We start from the raw sequence: 23691 nt of genomic DNA, 5'->3' as shown, positions 1-23691 counted from the left end.
CTTTTTATAATGTCCCTTTTATAAATTTTTATAATAATACACGGTTGTATGCAGGTTTCCATCTGCTGATCTAGCGTAGTTGGGAATCCTGCCGGCTTCTGTATATCCCATGGAAGTATAAAGCAGATTAGAAGGATCTCCTTCTCTTGTGTCTAACACTAACAAAGTGCGCCCTTCAGCTTTTGCCCTCTCCTCAGCGGTCTGAATCAATATCCGCCCCAATCCCATCCGCCGGAATTTGGGATGTACTAAAAGTTTAGCGATTTCCGCACGATGTGAACCATTTTGAGTTGTTGATAAGTGCAGCTGTACGCTTCCTGCTACTTCATTTTCCGATTTTACAATATACAAAATGATATGATCCGCCTTTATGGCTGTGGTCCAATACTCTTCCGCTTCTTCATTTGGGCAAGGAGGCAGAAAACCGATTGATGCTCCCTCTTCTACCACTTGTACCAGGAGATCCGCTAAGCCCTCAAGGTGTTCCTGGACTGAACTTAGTTCCTCAACTTTCAATGATATGGTCATTTAAACACCTCTCGTGATCTGTATGAAATTAAGACTTTTAACCTTCTCCAAAACAAGATGCAAAACAATAATAAAAGGGAGCCTATCGCATGGCTCCCCCTTTAGTGGATAAAAGACCAAAACAATTTCAACATTATTTTATGATATCTATAGCATCACTTAGCAATTTTATATCCTTGGAAATGATATTTCTTATATACTGGTCTTTACAATTGTATCGATCCCTGATCAGTTGGCGTAATTCTTTTATGAGAATAAGGTACTCGTGGCTGCTATTCATCTGTGCACCTCTTTTGTTAAATATTAGCTGTTAACAGTAAATTACCCAATTTTGTAAACAGAAAAACAAAAGTGTGGTGAAAGCAGCCCTTAAAAAAGGGATAACCATGCGTTCAGGTTCTGTCGGCCTTGATCAGATATTTCCCTTTCATGTTACCCATCTGTTTAATTCAAGAGGTATATTCTTTGAATGAAAAACAGAATAGTTTCCTTTCAATCCTCCCCCTGTCACCGGTGAATTTATACCAGCTCTGGCCAATATAAAAAGGATTTGTCAGCATTTTTTCAATGATATAAGCTATACGTTCCTGGGCATCACTGCTGTCAATTTTATTTTTGCATGAGAGCGCAAGCACAAAATAGGTCTTATCTTTATTTAACTCTAATAACTGTAAATGGTAATGGTCATTTTGTACGGTATTGAATTCTTCCAATACGTTTTCTATACATCTTTCAACTTCAATTTCGTATTTGTTTGCTTCGGACCAGTTTAATAGAAGAGAATCATAGAGGGACAGTGTAAGGATATAGTAGGTGGCATATTCAGCCGGATCATATTCTTTTTTACAAGATTCATGTTGTTCTTCTGGAATAACGATGTAGCTGCTGTAGTTAGCAAAGAAATTGCCATTCATGTTTATACCTTCTTTCCTTAGAGGTCTATAAAGTGTGGGTACAGGCCCTGGATACCTAATGGATATGTATATCTATCTGAAGGCGCTTTTCCATATGTATTAATAAACAGTTCTATTCCCATCTAAAAAAACCCTTCAAGATTCCTCACTTTCTTCAAGAAAATTTTAACTGAAGGTATTTAATACTATCCTCATACATAAGGGCTGCACGCGGCAGCCCTTACCACCCTCTTAATAGAGGGACTACAAAAATATCTTACAAGCAGCAGAGCCCTTCCGACTCGCATTAATTGCTCCCCCTTATACCATTAACAAAAGAAGAATGTTTTAATTTTCATTACGTTATACATGAAAGCGGCTTTTTTTCCTTTATCCGTGCGGGGATTGATTCTAGACCGAAGACAATTTATCAAAGCCCTATCACATTTACAAGCAGGGACTCCAGCACTTAAGCAGCGGTCATGCCTATAGCAGCACGCATCTACATCATTAATAGGAACTCCTGGGCCGCTACATCCTGGGCCGCACCACCGGTATCTAGGAAACACACAGAATCTAAAGGGGCTTGCAGATCTTCTTCCAGCCATATACACACTTCCTATAATTGTATTATTTGTACTATTATATAGATTAGTTACAAATGGGATATAGCCAGAATCCCAATTAAAACAAATTAAATTTGTCGTATTAGGATGGAAATTGTCTTACTTATTTTGTAGAAAGATGCTATTAGATATCTTACAATTAAGGGTAATCGTTCTTTGAGAGGTTGTATTTATAAAATGAATGAATTACTAGAGAGAATTGTAGAAATGCAGCAGGAAATGATATCTATTGCGGCTGCAACAGGGTTAAATAGTCAAGAAACACTGACTTTCAGCCAAAAATTAGATATATTAATAATAGAATATCAGAGAAAAATGGTAGATAATAAGATTATCATTTAACTGTCAAAAAGTTGTGAAACTTAGGAATAGGTTATCCTTGAGATGTCCTTCTATCAGGCACCTTTTTACATAAATGAATAGGAATTACGGACAAATTGTTTTTGCCTATCAAGTCATCATTCTTTATAAATTCAGATTTATATGGATACATGTAAAAACAATTCGGGGAAAAGGGGATTAACATGTTTTCGTCGCTGCAAAGTTCACATAAAAAAATTCTTGTTTGCTTTCTTGAGGAGCAGGAAGCCAAAATTATGAAGGATTGGCATGACTCTATTATTATCGATAAAGTGGATCCTCATAAAGAGCTGATACTTGAAAACGGGTTTAGTATGTTTAATATTATCAAACATGCGATCACCGGCTCCCTAAGTGAGAAAGAAATGATAAACCTTGCCCATAAGGTAGCCCTTGAACGGTTGGAGGCCAATATAAATATTGGAGACTTTGTTTACAATGTCAATCTTGGAAGAAGCATCATCATTAAACACATTTTCCAATCAAACATACCAGCTAAGGACATGCAGTCCATCATCAATCACATGAACTCGCATTTTGATTTGTTCTGTTATCATGCTGTATCTCAATATACGAATTTAAAAAATAAAGAATTAAACGATAAAACCTTATATATAAGTGAAAATCACAAGGACAAACTGGCAGTACTGGGACAGATTTCATCTAGTTTTGTTCATGAATTTCGAAATCCTTTAACGTCCATAATGGGCTTTACTAAAATCCTTAAAAATGATCACCCCAACCTCTTATATTTAGATATTATCGAACATGAACTAAATCAATTAAACTTCAGGATCACCCAATTTCTTCATACTTCAAAAGCAGGAATGGATGGTAAACAGGAAGCCATCTCGATTAAGACCCTTTTCAACGACATTCAGCAGCTGTCCTATCCAAGTATTGTTGATACAGATGTGAATGTCCAGCTGGAAATCGGCGCAGATCTAGAAATCCGGACAAACAGAGATGAATTAAAGCAAGTTCTCCTAAATCTTTTCATTAATTCAATAGATGCTCTAAAGCAGAAAGAGAAACCACGTAATCTGCTTGTTAAATGCTGGGGTGATCCAAATGCATTAGTCATTACACTTTCAAATAATGGTCCAGCCATCGCACCTGAAAACATAAAAACTATCTTTGAACCTTTCTTCACCACGAAAGAGCTTGGAACAGGCATTGGATTGTATGTATGTAAAAAGATCATTGAAAAACATGGCGGGTATATAAAATGTGACTCCAATGACGATCTCACTACCTTCAGTGTCTTTCTTCCAATGAGTGGAAAACCAGTCAGCTAATCAAGATATGTTAATTACCCCAAAGCCTCCAACGTTTTTGCCTATGACAGGCAGCAATCGAATTTTTTAAGAGGCGTGCACTTAATTGAAAAAAACCTGTGAGAAAAGGACTGTGAAAGAATGAACATAAACCAGTAAAACCTCCAGAGCCCGCTTCTCTCTTTCACGGTGTGCGGTCGATCGGAAAGCCAGCCAATACCTGAGTGTAGCCTGGATTTTATTGAAAGCCGGTGTGATTACGCCCTTTTACACCTCCTGCCCATACTAAAATCGCGGGAGTACACCTCGATTCTAAGGGTGAGATATCCCCTTGTTAATAGCTTAATTCCCGAGAATTAACACAGGCTGGCGGGAAGGTTACTTGGGACCATTGAAAATTAAAAATCCCGCTGATGTTTGGTCTGGTATGACCACTAGCTATTTTAACTGCGGGGTAAACAAATTCACCTCCCCATTCAGAACAGCTGGAAATCGTGATCATTTTTATTAAAAAACTGCTAGTTTTTCGGTCGAAACATACATTTCGGCGCCTTTTTGATAAATGTGAGCTCCTAGCTCCTAAAAATGTATATTTTGGATGAGGATTTTTGCCAAATGTATAGAATGAAGTATAATGCAGGACAGTTTATGATTAAGTTTTTAGAATTTATGCTTATGTCTCCAACATTTATGCTGATCTTGCTTTATCCAATGCGTATGTATGATGCTTTATGCTTATCCAGCTGTACTTATGCTTTTCTTACGAGGGATATGCTGATTTCCTAGCGAAAAGCATGCACTTCGTTTAAAGCAGAATGATAAAGGGCCGCCGAAATTTTCTCGGCAGCCTGTCCAGATCTTCATTGATCTGTTTTTTTATTTGTATACGATTTTTAATTAGAGTGCCGCCTCTATTTAGCGTACATACCCTTTCATTGCTTTTAGGCTGAACGCTTATCCATTATATATTCAGGCAGAGAACCTGGCTTTGGCAGTTGCTTGTAAAATAACAGGCCGCTGGCAAGAAGTATCATACCAAACGTAAATGTTTTAATATCAGCTGTTCCTGCAATAATAACCCAGGCTGAATAAAGAGTGGCAAGGGCCGCAATAATTCCGTCTGTCATCCTGCTCTTTTCTCCGTTATATGTTTCACCAGTGAATGTTAACTTCAACTGAAATACTGAAGATATAAAGTATGGTACAAGATATGACAATGTAGCAATATAAATGATGAAATCAAAAGCTGCAGATATTGAATTGGAAATGGTTGAAAATAGAAATACTTGGGCAAGCACATTCGTTATAATCAGTGAAAACGCAGGCAGCCCATTTTTGTTCAATTTTAAGAAGGCAGGGATAAAAAGACCCTGTTTAGCTGCCTGGTATGGCACCTCAGCACTCAGCATAACCCACCCAATGGTGGAGCCCATCAAACTAATAAGGCCAAGACCTGCTATCAGCTTTCCGCCAATTGGTCCAAGTACAGCTGCCATCGCATCGATTAGAGGTTTATCTGATTTTACTAAAGCATCAGGTGACAACATTCCCATAACAAGGGTGCTGATCCCAATATAAATTGCTAAGGCAATTAACAGCCCTAGGATGGTAGCGCGTTTTACATCCATTTTCTTTTTTGCTCTAGAAGCAAATACAACAGCCGACTCCACCCCGATAAAAGCCCAAAGAGTGGAAACCGCAGCATGGTTTACCTGACCAAACAAACCAACAGAATGTCCTGCTTCATCAAGCTTAGGAGCAACAAACGGCATCACATTTCCTTTTTCGAAAGCAAATAATCCGATCAGGATGAATAAAAAGAATCCTAAAACCTTTGTAGCTGTGGCTGCAAAGTTGATTTTACCCGCACTTTCAAAACCTTTTAATATGATAAAATGTGTTCCCCATAATAATATTGAACAGACGGCAAAAGTTAAAGCATTACCTACTTTTAAAGAAAATGAGCCTGCTGTAAATAAAACCGCCTCGCTTGATAATATCGGGAAGAAAGTGGATAGATAGCTTCCAAACGTTGTAATAACTGCAACATTTCCTGCAAAATTACCGATCCAGTAACCCCATGAAGCCATGAAGCCTGAAAGCTGTGAGGATTTTGAACCTGATTTAAATAATTCTTTTGCATATATCTGCGGACCGCCTGTAAGCTCCGGTTTCCGGATAGCCAGATTCCCGAATACCAGTGCAATCATCAGGACTCCGAACCCAGTCACTGCCCATGCAGACATCACACCTGCTGGACTTGCTGATTCAGCTAATGAACGGGGCAGCATAAATATTCCCGAGCCTACCATGTTCCCCACTACTAATGCCGTCAGGATCCATAACCCTAATTTGTTATTAACTCCCACTTTTCTCTTCTCCTTTTCTAGTTGATAATTGCAATCTATTAATCTCCAAGATGAAAAAGCAATAAAAAAGATACACCTGTTGGGGTGTACGCTGTTTACAATTCAGCTATCCAGCTAATATTTATTCATTAATATTTATATTTATATAATACTTACCTCCTGTACGTTAGTCAATACAAAAATATATTAATATAATTTTCTGTATTTTTATTCACATTAACTTTTTTATTTAGGATATGTTAAAGGTTTATTGTTGATTTTGGCACTGGGGTGATTGTAACGGATATGCCAGACTCCTGCGGGTAAAGCGGAGCAAGGGAGACCCCACAGGGTAAATGCCGAAAAGACGCTCCCGGACCGCCCCACGGAAAGCGGGTGCCTGTGTGGAAATCAACAGGCAAGTGTAATAGAGATTTTATTTAAAGTATAGCCGTATAATTTGGGAAAATCTATATTACGTATTTCTCCCTATTCCATGGTGCCCTGTTAAGGAGGATGTAAAAAAAGATCTAAGGACCCTTTATACAGTCCGGCCATCAAAAAGGACCCTCTCATCAAGAAAGGATCCAAGTAATTACAGTTGTTTGATTGCATCAATAAAGTACATAACTTCCTCTTCAGAGTTATAAGGGGCTAATCCGGCACGGATCCAGCCTCCAGTATCATTCACCCCCGTTTTATTACCCAATGTGGAGGCATAAAAATCTCCGCTTGCTATGAAAATCGCATATTTTTCAGACAAAATCCGGCACACCTCCTCTGGATGATAGCCTTCTATTTTAAAGGCAATGGTGGGTGTTTTAGGAACATCAGCACCAGGCTGATATAAGCTTACTTTATCTAATTTAGATAACTCTTCCCGGATTATTGATGCCAGCCTGTTCTCGTGTCCTTCTATACATTTGATTCCACTTATTATTCTTTCTCTGCGTGTTGTTCCTGTTCCTTGGTTTTCAAAAAACTCGATGGCAGGCTTGATTCCTGCAATGCCTTCGTGATTCTGAGTCCCTGTTTCTAATTTATCAGGATAATAGGCTGGTGCAGGCTTGAGTTTATACGGCTCTAAATCAGCGAATATCTCTTCTTTTATAGCGGCAATACCTATATGCGGACCAAAAAATTTATAAGCTGAACAGAAAAGGATATCAGCCCCCAGCGCATCCCTGTCGATCGGAACATGCGGTGCCGCATGAACAGCATCTACTGCCAAAAGAGTACCAGTTTGTTTGGCCCTTTTTGAAATTCCTGCTATGTCATTGATAGTACCTACCGCATTGGAGGCAAACCCGATAGCAGCCAGCTTCGTATTTTCATTGATTACTTCATTAAGATTTTCCAAATCTAAAGTTAGTGTATCCGGATCAGCTTTGATCCACCGGACAGTCATGCCTTTATCCTCTGCCATAGAAATCCAGGGATCAACGTTTGCACGATGATCCATTTCTGTCACCACGATTTCGTCTCCCTTTCCCCATTTCCTGCCGAGAGACCATGAAACAGCGAAAGCTAATGTAGTCATATTCGCTCCGAATGCTATTTCTGCTTCTTTAACATTAAGAAAATCGGCTATGATATTTTTGGCCTCTGCGATGATATTTTCTGTCTCTTGGCTTGTAGGAAACGCGCCATGAAGGTTTGCGCCGCCGTTCTCCATATAACTTGTAATTGCTTCGATGGCAGCCTTCACTACCTGGGAACCGCCGGGTCCGTCCATATAGATCACGGACTTTTCATTATACGTACGTTTTAATGCAGGGAATTGGTTACGGATTGCTTCGATAGGGAATACCGTTAGATTCTGGCTCATAAACTGCCTCCTAGTATAAAGTTAAACTCTACTGCTTATCTAACTTATACACTTCTTGCTGGAAACCCTGCTTATAGTAGAGTTTTTTTATCTTCATTGGACTAATTGGAGAATAAAAAGGCCTTATATTATAATTATGATAGAAACGTACAGCTGTGTTACAAGGGAGAGTTGCATGTGGCGGAACTATTAACCAAGGAGAATGTTATTTTTGCATTCAGCAGAGATAACAAGCCTGTTAAGCACATCAAGCCAGGGACTGAGATTACGATTGAAACCTATGACTGCTACAGCAATCAGATAACTCCGGGCAATACCATGATTGACCGGAGTAAAATCAATCCGGCCACAGGACCGATCTATATTGAAACTGCGGAGCCTGGCGATGTTCTTAGAGTGAATATAGAACGAATAGAGATTTCTGAAGAAGGTGTCATGTCAACTGGCCCAAATCTTGGTGTTATGGGTGACCAGCTGGAAAAGCATGAGGTGAAATTCATTACGATTAAAAACCAGAAAGCCCTCTTTAATGAAAACATAGAGATTCCGCTGAACCCGATGATCGGCGTCATTGGAGTGGCTCCAGAAGGCGGACCTGCACCTACGGGAACACCAGGTCCGCATGGCGGAAATATGGATACTAAGTTAATTGAGGAAGGAGCCGTCCTTTATCTTCCTGTAGCCTGTGAAGGAGCACTTTTTGCCCTCGGTGATATGCATGCTGCATTGGGCGACGGTGAAATTGGCATATCCGGGATAGAGGTATCAGGCAAGGCAACGGTAACTTTGGATATAATCAAAACAATCCGCATCAAACACCCTATCCTAACCAATAATGAAGGACTGTCTTTGATTGTTTCTGCAGGCACATTGGATGAAGCTGTAAAGCATGCCGTTGAGGAAATGGTGGAAATGATCCTTCCCCATACAAATTTGTCTATGAATCATTTGACTATGCTCTTCAGCGCTATCGGCCAGACCCAAATAAGCCAAGTCGTGAATCCGCTTGTGACAGCCCGCTTCTTCTTACCACGATATTTCTTGGAAGCTTATAATATCAATTTTTCAATGAGTGAGAAAGCACGATGCAGCAAAAAGACCCGGTACCAGCCCGGGTCTTTTATGTATCATTTGCAAATTTTTACTTTAAGGGTGACGCTTATCCGTATCAAGCACCGTGCTTAAAAGAACAATATCAATCTTTATTTGTTCTCGTAATTTGTCAGAAGGACATTTGTAATAATCGTCTATTAAACGCCCAAGTTCTTTAATGTATAAACTCTGTTCACTATTCGTCATGTGTTTTTTGTCTCTTTCTAATAGAAATACAGTTGGCAATCATGTTTCCACCCCTATAACTTATCGATGGTCCCAATTTTATTGTAATATGGCCATACCTGGAAGTCTAGTATTTATAAGACAATAGTACTATTTAATTCTAAGTTATTACTAAAATACATACCCTAAAGTCCTTGTTGGCTTTTGAAAGGTTTGGATGCAGTAAATGTTGTTCTTACCCGCAGACGCACTTCTTTTCCTGGCAAAATCAAATCAAGGAGACCCACTCAGGGATGTAACGTGTTGCACAGGCAGCCTTCGAAAAAGGGTACACTTCGAATGTAAACATACCAGATTACTGAGCTTGAAAACAAAAAAACCACCAGTCCCTAAATGGACTGGTGATCCCATAAACAAAGTTAGACCCGTATTAATGTATGCTTCTTTTTTTGAAACGGCCGCCCCGTACTTCCGCTATATCTGCTATCGCGATGAACGAAGTTGGATCAATATCTTCGACAAGTGAAACCAGTTTAGATTCTTCAAGACGAGTGATAATACAAAAAATCACTTTCTTTTCATCACCGGTATAAGCACCTTCCCCTTGAAGATAGGTGACTCCTCTTCCTAATCGAGCATTGATGGCGTCCCCGATTTCAGTTATTTGGTCACTTATAATATAAGCTGACTTTGAGCCTTCAATTCCATCTACAACGGTATCAATGGCTTTCGCTGCAATCACATATGCGAGGATGGAGTACATCGCACGGTCCCAGCTGAAGACAAATCCTGCTGCGCCAAGAATAAAGATATTTACAAACATCACAATTTCACCAACAGAGAAAGGGACCCGTTTATTCACTACAATAGCAAGAATTTCTGTACCATCTAAAGCCCCGCCATTCCGGATAACTAACCCTACACCCACGCCTAAAGCCATTCCTCCGAAAATTGTAGCCAGAAGGATATCTTCAGTAAATGCAGGTACCGGATGAAAAAGGGTCGCAAAAACGGATAAAGCGATAATTCCATAAACAGAAGAAAAAGCGAATGTCTTCCCTATTTGTTTATATCCCAAATAAATAAAAGGAAGGTTTAACAGGAAAAGGAAGATCCCAAGTTCAAATCCTGTAAGATGTGACAGCATTATGGAAATACCAGTGATACCTCCATCAATTACGTGGTTCGGTATAAGAAAAATTTCCAACCCTGTTGCCATCAATAAAGCACCGATTGAGATGATAATAACGCGGCTGATAAGTCTGCCAATCGTTAACTTCTTATGCTGGACTTTTGCTTGGATAAGTTCTGTCATAGGATCCCGCCTTTATAAATATTTTTTTAAAGTTCTGTTAAACTTGCCTGTGTTGTAGCAAAGGGCACCCGCTTTACCAGCAGAATTTCCGCACTCCGCTACAACCAACACAGTGCTGCAACATTACAGTGCCAAAATCAACAATGAACTTTAACATAGCCTTTTCTAAAAAACCAAAGCTACAGATTAACATCAATGATCGTTTGCGTTGGTTCTTCCTTTGTAATACCCAGATATTTATACGTTTCTGATGGGGCCGCATGGTGGTAATATTCTTGAATAATGGAGATGGATACGCCTTTTTTGTATGCATGATAGCCGAAGGTTTTACGCATGGAGCTCGCACCAAACTTCCCTTTAATGCCCAGATGATCGATCGCATCGTGTATGATTCGATGTGCCTGCTGGCGGCTGATTGGATTTTTGGTCTTTAATGAGGCAAACAAGTAATCATTAGGAGTTAATCCGGAGTTAAAAATATAGTGCTCCAAGGCAGATCTTACCTTTGAATTAAAATAAATTTCCTTCTTGTGGACTGTTTCTTCGCAAGGAATCTGGTAGAACGCAATTGATTCATTACCGCACAACACATCTCCAGCTTTGATACCCAGCATTTCGCTGATCTTCATGCCGGTATTTATTCCCATGACAAATAGCAGGTAGTCTCTTTCTGAATTTTGTTTAAGGTAATTTTTAATTTCGTCTATTTGTTTCAAATCCTTGAATGGCTCAACAAAATCCATCTTCATCTCTCCATCCATGTAACATAAATCTATTTTATCATAGTTTATGTTACATATCCATTTAATTGCTTGACCATTTAAAGATAGCTTCCAGATCTTTTTTAAAGGCTCTTTTCTAAAAGATTGTTGTTTTTAATAAGTTTTTTTACATCACCCTATTGTTAAATCAGGTTGATTGGAGCGTAAGGTGCGAGACTCCTGCGGGAGCAGCGGGACAGGAGAGACCCCGCAGGCGAAGATGAGGATGCTCGCCGCCCGCCCCGCGGAAAGCGAGCATCCTGGAGCGGAAATCAACCTCTTGTTCAATAGCAACAAAGTTTGCGAAAACAGCCTTTTTAAAATTTTTTATAGATTCTGTTTTATATAATTAAAAACGGGTTATACTATTATTATACTCGTTGCGGGACTTAACCATTCGCAGCGGTATAAGGCCCGGGCTTCCCGGGTCTTTTTTTGTTGGGTTTGTTAATCGTCATAATTAATTTTTGTGTCTATCCTGATTGGCAGTAGGTGCGTTCCTCTCGAGTGGGAAGGAAAAGCATTTCACTACATATACACCCAGCTTGGCCCTGATGGCCTCAAACCGAAATCAGCGGCTGCGTTTAATGGAGCTTTTCTTGAAGATAAGAGCGAGCCGTTAGTGAACGGCCCGCTCTTTTTAGGATGATATATCTAAGTATTCCATCTTCATGTTTATTGAAAAAATCATTGGGAAAATAAGATGTAAACACGAATACAAAGGAGGGTTTCAGTGGGTATTTTAAATAAGATTGTTAAAAAAGCTAAGTTTTCTCTAAATCAATCAAATGCCAGTGCGAAGGAAAGATTATATGAGTTCACCGGAACAAATTCAGCCACAATCCCTCAACTGGCTGAATTTATACAAAAACATCCTGATACAAAAGTGAAGCAGAACATTCTACTGGGCAATAAATATAGTGCCTATGAATTATACAGCGGAGATCTTTTTTATTACTTAGAGAAAAGAAATTCCCGCATTCTGCAATTGGATGTCCGGTCCCAAGTCCATGATCTCATCGCCTTTCGTTCATACAAGGATCAATTTTCTTTGAATACACCGATTAGATTGCCTGACGCCTAAACACAGTTCCAAAAAACAAGAAGCCTGAGGAGGCTTCTTGTTTTTCGCCAGAGTGATAGGCGCCTTATTTAGGTGATAATCCATGCATGAGTATAAATATGCTTCTTTCCATTTCTCCCTCATCATCCCATTCATCTTCCGGCATAAGTAAGTATCTTGCTATTAGATATCCAAAAATGGTGGAGGCCAGCATTCGAACTACGCTATATGGCTCCATTATAATAATTTGTCCCTTTGACTGATAGTGTTCTACAATCTTCCTGAATCGTTCGAAGATTTTTTTAGCTATATGCTCAGTAAACTGCTCCTTCAATTCTGGCTGGAATGGAATTTCCTGGACAAGGATCTTAAAAAGCTGCATATTATTCTTTAGAAATTGAGCGCGATTTTCAATCATTGCCTTAACAAAATCCTCAAATCTCTCATATTCTTGATTTAATACTTTATCGAAATCCTTTATTACAAAAGGTGCAAGCAGTTTTGCCATCAAGGGTGCTACAATGCATAACAGTAAATCCTTTTTCGTTTTGTAATGTCTGAAAATGGTTCCCTCAGCTACACCGGCCTTTTTGGCAATTTCGCTTGTTGAAGTGGCAGCATAGCCTTTTTCCGCAAAAGATTCAATCGCAGCAGCTAAAATTCTCCTTTGCTTTTCAGTTAACTCTTCATGGTTATTAAAAAGTTCGTTTATCATTTGGTCTTGTTCTGACATGTTGATCTCCTAACTGCAATTTACTATTATATAATTAAGGATTGTTAAGACGGGGAAATGACGCCTTATATTAAATCTTTCTATAGCGCTTAAGGGCAAGTATATTCAGCAGCATAAATATCAGGGAGAAGCCAGCTAAAACAAGCAGATTCATATAAATATCATCTATGCCCTGGCCTCTAACCATGACGTCCCTTAAAGAATCTGCAGCATAATATAATGGAGTCAGCGGTCCAATCCAGCTTAGCCAGCCAGATATCGTATCTAAATTAAATAACCCTGAAAAGAATATCTGCGGAACCACAACAATGGGAATAAACTGAATCATTTGCAGCTCATTGTTTGCAAATGCAGACAGGAGGATCCCTAGTGTGAGAGCCGTTAATGACAATAGCAGAGTAATGAGTAATACATATGGGAATGACCCTTCCATATGCATCCCTAATACATAAATAGAATATAAAGCAATGATCCCTGCCTGAATCGTTGTAAATACCCCAAATCCTGCCACATAGCCAATTACAATTTCCCACCTGCGCAAAGGACTTGAGAGAAGTCTTTCAAGGGTACCAGTGGTTCTTTCCCTCAAAAAAGAAACGCCTGCGATCAGAAAAACAAAGAAAAATACAAAAAAGCCAAGCAGCACTGGACCAAAATAATCAAATTGCCCCATTTCACTTGAACCATGCAGATAGGAAATGTTCAACGGTGTACGCTTTTCATCCACGCCAGCCTTTAAAGCACCCTGAACCCACTTGATAACTGCAGCGTTTACACTGGGATCACTTCCTTCAAGAAACAAAGAAGGCTTCATATCGCTAAATAACAGATAGCCTTCGATATCCCCGCTGTTCAAGTCCTCATCCGCTTTATCTTTCACGTTATACTCTGTCACCTTTGCTTCATCGGTACTCAAATGCCCCTTAATAGCTTCCGGGGCATTCACCACCCCCACTTTGGGAGAGTATTCTTCCCCGTTAAAAACTAAGTGCAGCATAGTTAAAATAAGGATTGGGGCAGCTATAAGCAATCCCATTGTACGTTTATCACGGACAATTTGTTTTAAAATCCTGATCATTAATGTCCTGACTCTCATATTGAAGCACCTCCAAAAACCAGAAATGCATCTTCAATGCTATTTGAATTTGTTTTATTCTTCAATTCCTCTGGAGTGCCAAGCGCGATCAGTTCGCCGTCTCTTATCAGCCCCAGCCGGTCACACTTTTCCGCTTCGTCCATTACATGTGTGGTTACGATCAGAGTGACTCCCTTCTTTTTTAAATCGTAAAAGGCTTTCCATATGCTTTTTCTTAAGACTGGATCGATGCCAACGGTCGGCTCATCGAGAATCAGGAGCTTTGGATCATGCAGGAGAGATATAGCCAGGGACAGCCTTCTTCTCATCCCGCCGGAATACGCCGAGACCTGCTTTTCCAAGTGTTCTCCCAGCTCGACTAGGGTCATAACTTCTAGAATCCTTTTGTTCATGCTCTTCCCATTTAACCCATACAAAGCCGCAAAGAATTGGAGATTCTCCTTTGCCGTCAGCTCCCCGTAAAGCGCATCAGATTGAGCCATATACCCAATATGTTCCATTAACTTTAGTGAAGGCATTTTCTCCTTAAACAAATAAGTTTCACCCGCATCTGGAGTATCCAGACCGGCAAGCTGCTTTACTAATGTCGTTTTACCTGCTCCCGAAGGACCGAGCAGCCCAAAGATCTCTCCGGCACGGATATCCAAGCTTATATCCTTTAAAACCGTCTGCCTGCCAAAAGCTTTTGATAACTGGCGTATGGAAACGAGTTCAAACTGATCATCCATTCTTAGCCCCCCTTTTTATAGTGAGTAATCACTCACTTTTAATATATGAAAAGCTGATTCTTTTGTAAAGTGAGTAATCACTTATTTTTTTTGTGGATTTATATTACTGGGGCACTAAGGTAAAACAAAAGTTATGGAGGTTAAGATATGCGGATTTGTTAGTCGTACGTTTTGGGGCTTTGGGGCTTTGGGGGGCCTTTGGCATAATGGGTAGCTAATCGCCAAACTTTGCATCTTTTGCATATTGGGGTAGCGTTAATCGGCTATTTTTCATTTTTGGTAATTAGTGTTTCGTTAATCGCATGCTCTGCTTGTTTGGCAAATAAGATTTCATTACTCGAATACTTTGCATCCTTTGGCATATTGGGGATTTTTAATAATCACAAGCTTTGCATCTTTAGTAGATGTGACCTTAGTTAATAACAAGCATTGGCTTTTTAGGGGCATAGTTATTCACAGAAAACTATAGATTCTATACGTATAAGGATAGTTAGTTAAGCATATTTCGCCTAAAATAAGCATATCCCCTGCTCCTTAAGCATATCGCCTATGAGTTACGCATACCTTTTTCTCACATAAGCATAAACGTACTAAACTTAAGCATAAACCTGCAGAACTTAAGCATAAAACTTAAAAACATAAGCATAAATCATCTAAACAGAAGCATAAGGCTCTGCAAGCCTAGTAAATATACAGTTTTGAGCTCTTATACATGGAAATATAGCAGTTTTTTAAAAATACAAGACTCGAAATTATTCATTCTATCCATTTTTGATTAAAAATCATTAAAAACCCACATATTTTTTTCACTTTTTTTGTTCATTGGATATATGCGGACTGGGCTTCCTGTTTACCGCGATACTCCTTGTCTATCCTAAGGATCAAAGGGACCACGAAAAAAATTAAACCAGTATACAGTACAATTTGTTAATAAATCGAGTCAACTCAAAACTACAATTCATTTTCCTCTGTCAGTCCAACTGTTGCCTGCTGTAAAGCGAAGAATACTCCTTCCTGAACAAAATATTCACGTGATCCTGTCCAGGAAGCTGACGCAATCTTCCATAAGATAACTCCGCCGTTCCCTTCACTTACCCTGCATGTTCAATTCCATAAAGCGCTGCGGCTCGCTGAGTGATTTAAAACCATAGCCCGCGTACAGGGAATGGGCATCATGAGTGGCCAGCATCAGCCGTCTGACTTCTGAGAGATCCGGATGCTGTGTAATGACCTCCAATAACCATTTGGATAAACCCTTCCCCCGATAGGCAGGAAGAATAAATACATCACTGAGGTAGCCGAAGGTGGCCATATCTGTGATTACACGACCAAATCCAGCCTGTATAAATTCACCCATTGAACCTGTCTCATAGATTCCAAAACAAAGCGCAGTATTTTTTATTGATTTTTCAACTTTTTCTCTGGAAATACCTTTAGCCCAATAAGAATCGTTACTTAGAAAATGATGATCGCAGTTATATCCAGATGTACTTTGTCAGTAGAAACTACGAAATTTCCATTTATCCATTGAGTCATAAAAATTCCCCCTGATCTATTACATCCTTCCATTTGATTCAAATGGCGCATCAATTTTATGATATTTTTTACTCCGCAGAATAGAAAGAAAGACGGTCAGGAGCGGAAGGATCCATAAAAATACCGCAAAAGGCAAATAGGAAAATAGCTTTATATTTAAGATGGTGCTGCACATAATGGCCAAAATGCTCCACGGAATCATTCCTGGGAATAGAAGAGTAGTATCTCCCATCACCCTGGCTAGGTCCTCCCTCTTATAATGCTTGCTCCAATGCGCCAAGAAGGATCTTCCTGTAAGGATAATCGGGAGTGTTTGATTTGCTGCTATAAAAGAGATAAATAAGGTAGAAATGATGATTTTTATGGAATCGTCTATTAGAGAATGAGATGACTGCAGCCATTTATCGAGGTATGGCTGAATAATATTAAGCTCCTCCAAGACTCCATTATAAGCTCCCGCCAAAATAATAAAAAGCAGCAAATGATACATGTGAGCGAGCCCTCCTCCTGTTCCATCAATTCCATACCAAAACCCATGGATGAGACCGGAAAAAGAAAGGCCCTTATAGATTGCGATGGCACCAGCAGACGCAATGCTGGCCATAAAAGCATAAACAATTTTTACTCTTGCCAGTACAAAAGCAACTAGTAAAAGCGGTGGAATAAACTGAATTAGAATGATTTTTCCATAGGAGTTCATGAAGAGAGTCTTGCCGTTGATTTCCATAAAATGATCGAAAATAGCATAAAACAAACAACCGATTATAATCGCTGGCAACGTGGTAGCAATCATGGCCTTTTGCTGCCTCTTTATATTTATTTCAACGGTATGCGAAAGCAGCTGGTGCGCACTGGAAAATGGAGAAGTACGGTCACCTACAAAAGCACCGGAAATAAGAGCCCCTGCTGTAACGTCTGCTGGCAGTCCTAGCAAGAGAGCAGTACTCATAATTGGGACTCCTATGGCGCTTAAAGTACCCACAGACGTACCCAGAATCATGGAAAAAACCGATGCTGCCAAGAAGGCCAAAATAAAAAAGTGGTCAGGATCCAAAAGCCTCAGTGTCACAGCCACCATTTGATCCAGTGTTCCTGATAAATGCCAGGAGGGAAGCAGGAAACTTACAAAAAATAATATCAATACAACGATCCTGGTTTTTGCAACTCCTCTCATGCTGATATCGAAAAGTGTTTTCAAAGGTACGCGCTTTTTCCTGCAAAGAACCAGCAAGACGAAGAGTCCTGGTATAAACCCGAAAACGAGTGGAAGTTGTGCAATAACTGAATAAAGTACCCCTGATAAGGTAATTACAAATAGAAAGATTACTTCTTTGGAATTAAAGGTCGTCATTTTTCACCCTTCATTTTATAGTTTATTCGTTTTTTGCTCGCTATTAAAACGAGTCTCTTCATTTAATCCTTTATGTACCTATGATATCTTTTCTTTTCCAAAAGGATGAACAATCAAAATCCAACACTTATACTTATTCCAGAATAATTTTTTGATGAAACATGACATTTGTGTATGTTTTTTTTTCGTATTTCCTACAAAATAATGAGAGCATATTCTTACAGATTCACAGTTTCTTTTCTATAGGAGGACTAACGCTTATGAAAAAAGCTAGAGTTGCATGGATTACGGATACTACCAGCTCATTAAGCAGGGAATTCATTGATAGGCACAATATATATGTAGTACCTTTAAATGTTTTAATCAATCAGGAATCTTATAAAGAAAGAATTGATATTACAGATAAAGAATTCTATGAACGAATGGCTGCAGAAGAAGGCGTGTTTCAATCATCTCAGCCCTCTGTTGGCGATTTTGTAGATTTATATAAAAAACTTAAATCTGAATATGATTTCGGAATAGCAATACATGCGTCCAGCAAATTGACAGGTACCTATCAAACGTCTTTATTAGCAGCGGAATTAGCAGAGTTTAAGATATTTGCGATCGATTCGCTCACAGGTTCCTTTCCGCTTTCGTTTTTAATCAAAAAAGGTATTGAATTGCTTGAATCTGGTGTAAATGAAGAGGAACTTGTCCGCACGCTCGAAGACTACCGTGAATATACCACACTGTATCTGGTGCCTTCCAATTTGAAACAGCTTCACAAAAGCGGCAGAGTTTCGGGCACACAAAAAATGCTCGCTGACTTATTTAAGATTAAACCTATCTTATCAATAGAAAACGGAGAAGCAAAGATAAAAGAAAAAGTAAGAACTGAAAAAAGAGCCTTATCCTGGCTTTTAACACAGCTAGAAGAAGATAAAAAAAAATTTATCATAAATAAAGCAGCCATTGTTCATGCCAATAACGAGGAGCAAGCATTGAAACTTCAGAAACTGATCGCTGAAACGCTTCCTGAACTAGACACTGAATTGTTAATGCTGATTCCAGTAGCAGGTGTTCATACTGGGGCCGGCACAATAGGATTATCATGGGTCTCTGAAAAAACTGATACCTGATCCATACCAAAAACTGACGAGTTGAACTGCCCCGCAAGGTGAGACAAATTTCTCCTATGAAAGGGCAGTTTTTTACTGCGAAAACATATGCAGTGTCTTTCTTAAACTTTCTTAAAAGTATATAAACAGTCACCTATCCCCCATGCTGAATCAGGTATGGCATTAGCAGATGAATTCTTACCGCCTCTTTAGCTGAACCTCGCATCACCTCCATGCATGTACCAAATACCCGTCTCTAAAAGATAATACCCTGTTGGATGATTTCTTTGGATGATGTAAAACGAAATATCTTTGTGAAATAACGTAAAAGTAAAGACAGGTTAAGCGAGATGGGAACCAATTATTTTCATTAGCAAAATGGGAAAATTAAAAGGCCTGATTCCGGTAAAATACCGGATCCAGACCCAGGAATCTGCTTACATATACCTGTCTAACCTTTTAGGGTTCAGTTCCCTTAGCGGCAGTCAGTTAGTTTCGTATCTCAATACATTAATGAACAGATCCATGACGATGTCTTTCGTGGAAAACATTGCTCGCAAGATACTTATGGAAGAACCACTCACCTGCTCCAACTACAATCGCTGATAGCAATGCTCCTAAAAGCGTCTGCTCTGTATCAGTAAATAATGCATTTCCCATAAGCCAGACAACAATAAAGGTTAATACCATGTCCGAGATGGTAGCGATCATATTCCTTTTTGAGTATTCAGTATCATTTCTAGTTCCTCGGAATATGAATAAATCTCCCAGAACATAGGCAAGCACTGTAAGTACTGCACTAATTAATAGTGTATCACTGAATTCACCGCCAAATATTCCTGATAGGATGATCCCAAGTACTACTGTAATCATAATGAATTTAATAACTATTGCTTTAACATGTTCCATCTTGTTTCCTCCTTTTTAATTGGCTTAGTTTTATATACCCATTTGAAATTAGATAAACCAACGATCTAGCGAAAGGGTACTTTTTTTCCTCAGACGGTCCGGGAGATCCTCCATGTTACTCTTGTGGGTTTCCACCAAGTCCCCATGAAGGAGTCTCATCTTTTTCTGCAATTAACTAGTGCAAAAATCAACATAGCCCTTTAACAAATTTGGTTAAGTCTTTCTCTCACTAACATTTTTAAGCAATATTCTGCTTTTTAGGAGAGTGGGATTCTATTTGAACTGAAACCTGCGGTATGTTAACCCATGTAAGGTTCTTAATACGGTTGGTGCGGGACTAACTAAACCCTGTACTTCAATTAGGGACGAGAATAGGTCCTTTTAAGGGAGATGAGGTTCCGTTCCTCGTGTGCGTTATAAAACTGCTTCCGAGACAGATTTTTTAATACATCTATTAGACTGCAAAACTTATCAGTATTGGTTCTCTCAAGTCCTTTCCCTCGAAAGATCAGTCCTAATCAGAAATATATATTCCCGCGAAGACAGCTGAATCAAAAAAGCCGGAATCATCTCTGATTCCGACTTAATTTCATCCTATTATTCATCTGCATACTGGACATCTATAACCCTGCCCTGTGTTATTTCCTCCAGCTGCTGAAACGTAATAGGAAGGGCAGAATGTGGTGTACCAGCGGCCGTAAAAACTTTGTCAAACCGTTTCATAGATTCATCAAGGAAGATAGGTACTTTTTTGTTCAGGGCAAAGGGACATACCCCTCCAATTTGAAACCCGGTTACGTCCTCAACTTCTTCAGGAGCAGCAAGCTTAGGCTTCCCAGGACCTAGGAGCTTCTTCACCGTCTTCTGGTTAATACGGATATCTCCAGCAGTTACAAATAAGCCAAATTGATTTCCTGTTTTAAAAAGGATAGATTTTGCAATCTGGGCTCCTTCTACGCCAAGGGCTTTAGCGGCATCTTCGACAGTGTTAGTTTTTTCCTTAAATTCAATCGGCTCTAAGCTGTCATCGAACTTTTTAACATATTCACGAACTTTATATATCGACATGGCTACCCTCTTCTTATTTTTTTGAATTGTAACAAATTTTAAATTATAGATTATCATATTTCAAGTCTAATGCTTTTGAAATGCAAAAGGGCACATATAGCAATGTAATGCTCTGTGCCCTTTCTCTACATTTCGTTAGTCAAAATATACCGCTTTCCCGGTTTTTGCTGATTCATAAATGGCTTCAAGTATTTGAGTGACTACCAGGGCTTCCTCCGGTTTAACAACTGGTTCTGTGTCATTAATGATGCAATCAATCCATAATCTGGCTTCCATCTCGGCTTCACTCTCCTGTTTAGAGTCATAGAATGCAGCTCCACCGGCAGACATTTGGACTTCCTTGGCATACAATTTGCCATATTCTTCGCCATTAATGCGCAGCCCGTTGTCCATGTCTGCACCTCCCTCTGTCCCTGAAAGAGTGCATTTTGCTTCTCCCACATTCAGTGAATTCAGTGCCCAGCTGGACTCAAGCACGATAGAAGCTCCATTTTGCATGGTAATGTAGCCAAAAGCTGAGTCTTCGACTTTAAACTCATCAGGATTCCATGATCCCCAGGCATTGGCTGAATCCTTCTTTTTGCCAAGCTTGTGAAAAGTGGATCCAAGGACCGCCTTCGGCTTATAATTATTCATCATCCATAAAGTTAAATCCAATGCATGTGTGCCAATATCAATTAAAGGTCCGCCTCCCTGTTTTTCTTCATCCAGGAATACTCCCCAGGTAGGTACGGCACGCCTCCTTATTGCATGCGCCTTAGCGAAATAAATTTCACCAAGGCCTCCTTCATCACAATATTTATGTAAAAACTGACTGTCCTGTCTATACCTGTTTTGATAACCTATCGATAGTTTCTTTCCACTGCGTTCCGCAGCATGGAGCATCTGCCTTGCTTCATCTGAGGTTTTTGCCATCGGCTTTTCACACATTACATGCTTACCCGCTTCTAGTGCTGCTATTGTAATTTTTGCATGGGAATCATTAGGGGTGCATACATGAATTACATCAATGGAAGGGTCATTTAGCAGTTCTATATAATCCTTGTAAACTTTTGACTCTTCCTTGCCAAAGTCAGCTTTCGCCTTGACTGCCCTCTCCTCTTCGATATCACAGAAAGCTGCAAGTTCAACATTTTCAAGCTTTGCCAGGGATGGCATATGTTTGCCGTTAGCGATTCCTCCGCAGCCAATAATGGCCGCTTTTAATATCTTACTCATCCTTTTTTCCTCCTATTAGACAACGTTAAAAATCATCTCACCTAGTTACTCCTAAATAAGTATTATATAAACTTATTAATAATCCTTCTCTTTTCATCAAAAATAGGGCTAAATGATTTTAATAAAATCTGATTTAACAGAAAAAGATGGAAATGTGAAAATGAACAACCAAATAATCCCAAATAAAATTCTCCTAAATTCTGTTATACTATTAGTAGTAAGGTGGGAAGATTATGAAGATATTTAAATTTCTTTTTGTAATAATATTGCTTGCTGTAATTGCTACTGCCGCATGGGTTTACTATCCTCAATATCAGTTAAGTAAATTGAAAGCCAAAGGGAATGAACAACAGAATATGACAACGCTAACCTCCAAGTCTTATCTGGATTATTATAAACATTCATCAAAATCGAAGCTCAACCACCTGGCACTAGGTGATTCTATTATAAAGGGATATGGAGTTTCTCCAGAAAAAAATCTTGTATCTCACTTTTCACATTCTCTCGAAGATACTATACAAAAACCGGTTGTATTTCATAATGAAGGAATTAACGGAATTACCAGCACAACCCTTCTGTCGCTGATTAAGGCTGGTACTTTCAATGAAGAAATAAAAAATGCGGACATCATAACGGTGAATGTAGGCGGAAATGACATTCTAAAAATGGCAGTTTCAGCCCCAAGGGACAATCTATTAAGCGCTCTAAACTCTTTTGATGATCTTCAGTCTACATTCTCTAGCAATCTATCCGATATATCGAAATATATATCTTCATTAAATCCGAATGCGGCCGTTTTATTCTTAGAATTATATAATCCACTTCCTGAGAATAGCCCATTTTATAGTATGGGATCGAAACTTCTGCCACAGTGGAACTTAAAGATTTACCAAGCTTCAAGTAAAATCTCTTCCTCCATAGTGGTCGAAACCACAAAGGTAATCAACGGCAAGAATCCTGATTATCTTTCAAGAGATGGGATTCATCCAAACTCCAGCGGTTATGCTGCCCTTTCCGAACAAATGATGAATCAGTTTAAGACTTTGAATAGCCCTGTATAAAATTTGCACAAAAAAAGCCTTCACCTTTGCGGTAGAGGCTCTTTTCAAAAAGCTCTGTTAAACATGGCTGTTGATTGCAGCTAGCAGGCACTCGCGGACCTTAGGGGCGGTCCGGGAGCCTCCTCGGCATTGACGCCTGTGGGGTCTCCCTTAATAGAAAAGCGGAGGACGGTGACTTTCTAGGCATTTTTTTAAAAAAACTGTGATGAGCAAACTCTTTAAAAAACTACATAATATGGAAAGTCAGACACCTGATAAAGAAGACTTGCTGATTGACGAGCGGCAGCGAAGACAGAAGCATAGGTCGCCCTTACCACGCTCCAACCGCCACGTCCTGTGGCCCCGCCTGGCTTGCACATCCTGTGCGTCGTGCGTTAGCCAGACATAAGACGAGCGGCAGCGAAAGGCGCTTTTGGCCTTTTGATGGCGATTGGCTTATGACCGAAGGTGTCAGTCCGTAGCTAGACAAAAAGAAAAGCGGAAAGCGGTGCCTTCCCCATTAACATTGTTTAAGGACGCTCATGAAAAGCTCATCCTATATCACACAAAAATTAAGGGAAGGCAGAGACCTGAAAAGCATAAGACGAGCGGGCCGTGAGAAGCGGTTTTTCTTC

At 39.5% G+C, this 23691-nt stretch carries 20 protein-coding genes; 6 read left to right on the top strand and 14 right to left on the bottom strand.

Annotated elements, in window-relative coordinates; translation table 11 throughout:
* Positions 1-18: 18 nt before the first annotated feature.
* Positions 19-528, bottom strand: a complete 510-nt coding sequence (locus CUU66_RS07245) for a GNAT family N-acetyltransferase (protein WP_101641013.1) — start codon at positions 526-528, stop codon at positions 19-21.
* Positions 529-977: 449 nt separating this feature from the next.
* Positions 978-1442, bottom strand: a complete 465-nt coding sequence (locus tag CUU66_RS07240) for a hypothetical protein (RefSeq protein WP_101641012.1) — start codon at positions 1440-1442, stop codon at positions 978-980.
* A gap of 782 nt (positions 1443-2224) precedes the next feature.
* Between CUU66_RS07240 and CUU66_RS07230 the strand changes: the two genes are divergently transcribed.
* Entirely contained in the window at positions 2225-2389 is a 165-nt protein-coding gene (locus CUU66_RS07230; RefSeq protein ID WP_101641010.1) for an aspartyl-phosphate phosphatase Spo0E family protein, read from the top strand.
* A 182-nt stretch (positions 2390-2571) separates the two neighbouring features.
* Positions 2572-3705 carry a histidine kinase N-terminal domain-containing protein gene (locus CUU66_RS07225; RefSeq protein WP_101641009.1) on the top strand — a complete coding sequence of 378 codons (1134 nt, stop codon included), beginning with the start codon at positions 2572-2574 and terminating at the stop codon, positions 3703-3705.
* A gap of 920 nt (positions 3706-4625) precedes the next feature.
* On the opposite strand, the gene CUU66_RS07220 is transcribed toward CUU66_RS07225, so the two are convergent.
* Complete coding sequence (locus tag CUU66_RS07220) at positions 4626-6053, bottom strand: amino acid permease (protein WP_101641008.1); 1428 nt, start codon at positions 6051-6053, stop codon at positions 4626-4628.
* Between the two features lie 574 nt (positions 6054-6627).
* The gene (locus CUU66_RS07215; protein ID WP_101641007.1) at positions 6628-7860 is read right to left on the bottom strand and encodes a cysteine desulfurase-like protein; all 1233 of its coding nucleotides are present in this window, start codon (positions 7858-7860) and stop codon (positions 6628-6630) included.
* 177 nt (positions 7861-8037) lie between these two features.
* On the opposite strand from CUU66_RS07215, the gene CUU66_RS07210 reads away from it, so the two are divergent.
* The gene (locus tag CUU66_RS07210; protein WP_101641006.1) at positions 8038-9045 is read left to right on the top strand and encodes an acetamidase/formamidase family protein; all 1008 of its coding nucleotides are present in this window, start codon (positions 8038-8040) and stop codon (positions 9043-9045) included.
* Between the two features lie 523 nt (positions 9046-9568).
* On the opposite strand, the gene CUU66_RS07200 is transcribed toward CUU66_RS07210, so the two are convergent.
* Positions 9569-10453, bottom strand: coding sequence for a YitT family protein (locus CUU66_RS07200; protein WP_101641004.1), 885 nt, complete (start codon positions 10451-10453; stop codon positions 9569-9571).
* Positions 10454-10632: 179 nt separating this feature from the next.
* Complete coding sequence (locus tag CUU66_RS07195) at positions 10633-11196, bottom strand: tyrosine-type recombinase/integrase (RefSeq protein ID WP_101641003.1); 564 nt, start codon at positions 11194-11196, stop codon at positions 10633-10635.
* A gap of 751 nt (positions 11197-11947) precedes the next feature.
* Here CUU66_RS07195 and CUU66_RS07190 point away from each other — a divergent pair.
* The gene (locus CUU66_RS07190) at positions 11948-12298 is read left to right on the top strand and encodes a hypothetical protein (protein ID WP_101641002.1); all 351 of its coding nucleotides are present in this window, start codon (positions 11948-11950) and stop codon (positions 12296-12298) included.
* Positions 12299-12362: 64 nt separating this feature from the next.
* Here CUU66_RS07190 and CUU66_RS07185 read toward each other — a convergent pair whose 3' ends face one another.
* From CUU66_RS07185 to CUU66_RS07165, 5 genes are all read right to left on the bottom strand, one after another.
* The gene (locus CUU66_RS07185; RefSeq protein WP_101641001.1) at positions 12363-13010 is read right to left on the bottom strand and encodes a TetR/AcrR family transcriptional regulator; all 648 of its coding nucleotides are present in this window, start codon (positions 13008-13010) and stop codon (positions 12363-12365) included.
* A gap of 70 nt (positions 13011-13080) precedes the next feature.
* Positions 13081-14106 (bottom strand): ABC transporter permease, encoded by a 1026-nt coding sequence (locus CUU66_RS07180; RefSeq protein WP_101641000.1) that lies wholly within the window; start codon positions 14104-14106, stop codon positions 13081-13083.
* Positions 14103-14834, bottom strand: coding sequence for an ABC transporter ATP-binding protein (locus tag CUU66_RS07175; protein WP_101640999.1), 732 nt, complete (start codon positions 14832-14834; stop codon positions 14103-14105). Before CUU66_RS07175 ends, CUU66_RS07180 begins: the two co-directional genes overlap by 4 nt.
* A gap of 1087 nt (positions 14835-15921) precedes the next feature.
* Positions 15922-16236 (bottom strand): GNAT family N-acetyltransferase, encoded by a 315-nt coding sequence (locus CUU66_RS07170; RefSeq protein WP_308302472.1) that lies wholly within the window; start codon positions 16234-16236, stop codon positions 15922-15924.
* 153 nt (positions 16237-16389) lie between these two features.
* Positions 16390-17721, bottom strand: coding sequence for a Na+/H+ antiporter NhaC family protein (locus CUU66_RS07165; protein ID WP_101640998.1), 1332 nt, complete (start codon positions 17719-17721; stop codon positions 16390-16392).
* A gap of 260 nt (positions 17722-17981) precedes the next feature.
* Here CUU66_RS07165 and CUU66_RS07160 point away from each other — a divergent pair, with 260 nt between their 5' ends.
* Positions 17982-18842 (top strand): DegV family protein, encoded by an 861-nt coding sequence (locus CUU66_RS07160; protein WP_180955191.1) that lies wholly within the window; start codon positions 17982-17984, stop codon positions 18840-18842.
* Positions 18843-19331: 489 nt separating this feature from the next.
* On the opposite strand, the gene CUU66_RS07155 is transcribed toward CUU66_RS07160, so the two are convergent.
* The 3 genes from CUU66_RS07155 to CUU66_RS07145 all read right to left on the bottom strand — a co-directional run bounded on the left by CUU66_RS07155 (position 19332) and on the right by CUU66_RS07145 (position 22016).
* A complete protein-coding gene (locus CUU66_RS07155) occupies positions 19332-19730 on the bottom strand; it encodes a DUF2512 family protein (RefSeq protein ID WP_101640996.1) in 399 nt (132 codons plus the stop codon).
* Positions 19731-20327: 597 nt separating this feature from the next.
* Complete coding sequence (locus tag CUU66_RS07150; RefSeq protein ID WP_101640995.1) at positions 20328-20798, bottom strand: YbaK/EbsC family protein; 471 nt, start codon at positions 20796-20798, stop codon at positions 20328-20330.
* A gap of 135 nt (positions 20799-20933) precedes the next feature.
* Positions 20934-22016 carry a Gfo/Idh/MocA family protein gene (locus tag CUU66_RS07145; RefSeq protein WP_101640994.1) on the bottom strand — a complete coding sequence of 361 codons (1083 nt, stop codon included), beginning with the start codon at positions 22014-22016 and terminating at the stop codon, positions 20934-20936.
* A gap of 233 nt (positions 22017-22249) precedes the next feature.
* Here CUU66_RS07145 and CUU66_RS07140 point away from each other — a divergent pair, with 233 nt between their 5' ends.
* A complete protein-coding gene (locus tag CUU66_RS07140) occupies positions 22250-23077 on the top strand; it encodes a GDSL-type esterase/lipase family protein (RefSeq protein WP_101640993.1) in 828 nt (275 codons plus the stop codon).
* Positions 23078-23691: the final 614 nt, after the last annotated feature.

Origin of the sequence: Peribacillus deserti, from assembly GCF_002863585.1 — a bacterium.
GTDB classification, from domain to species: Bacteria; Bacillota; Bacilli; order Bacillales; family DSM-1321; genus Paraperibacillus; species Paraperibacillus deserti_A.
Note: the sequence above shows the minus strand (reverse complement) of the source record. Positions and strands in the feature narration are given on the sequence as shown.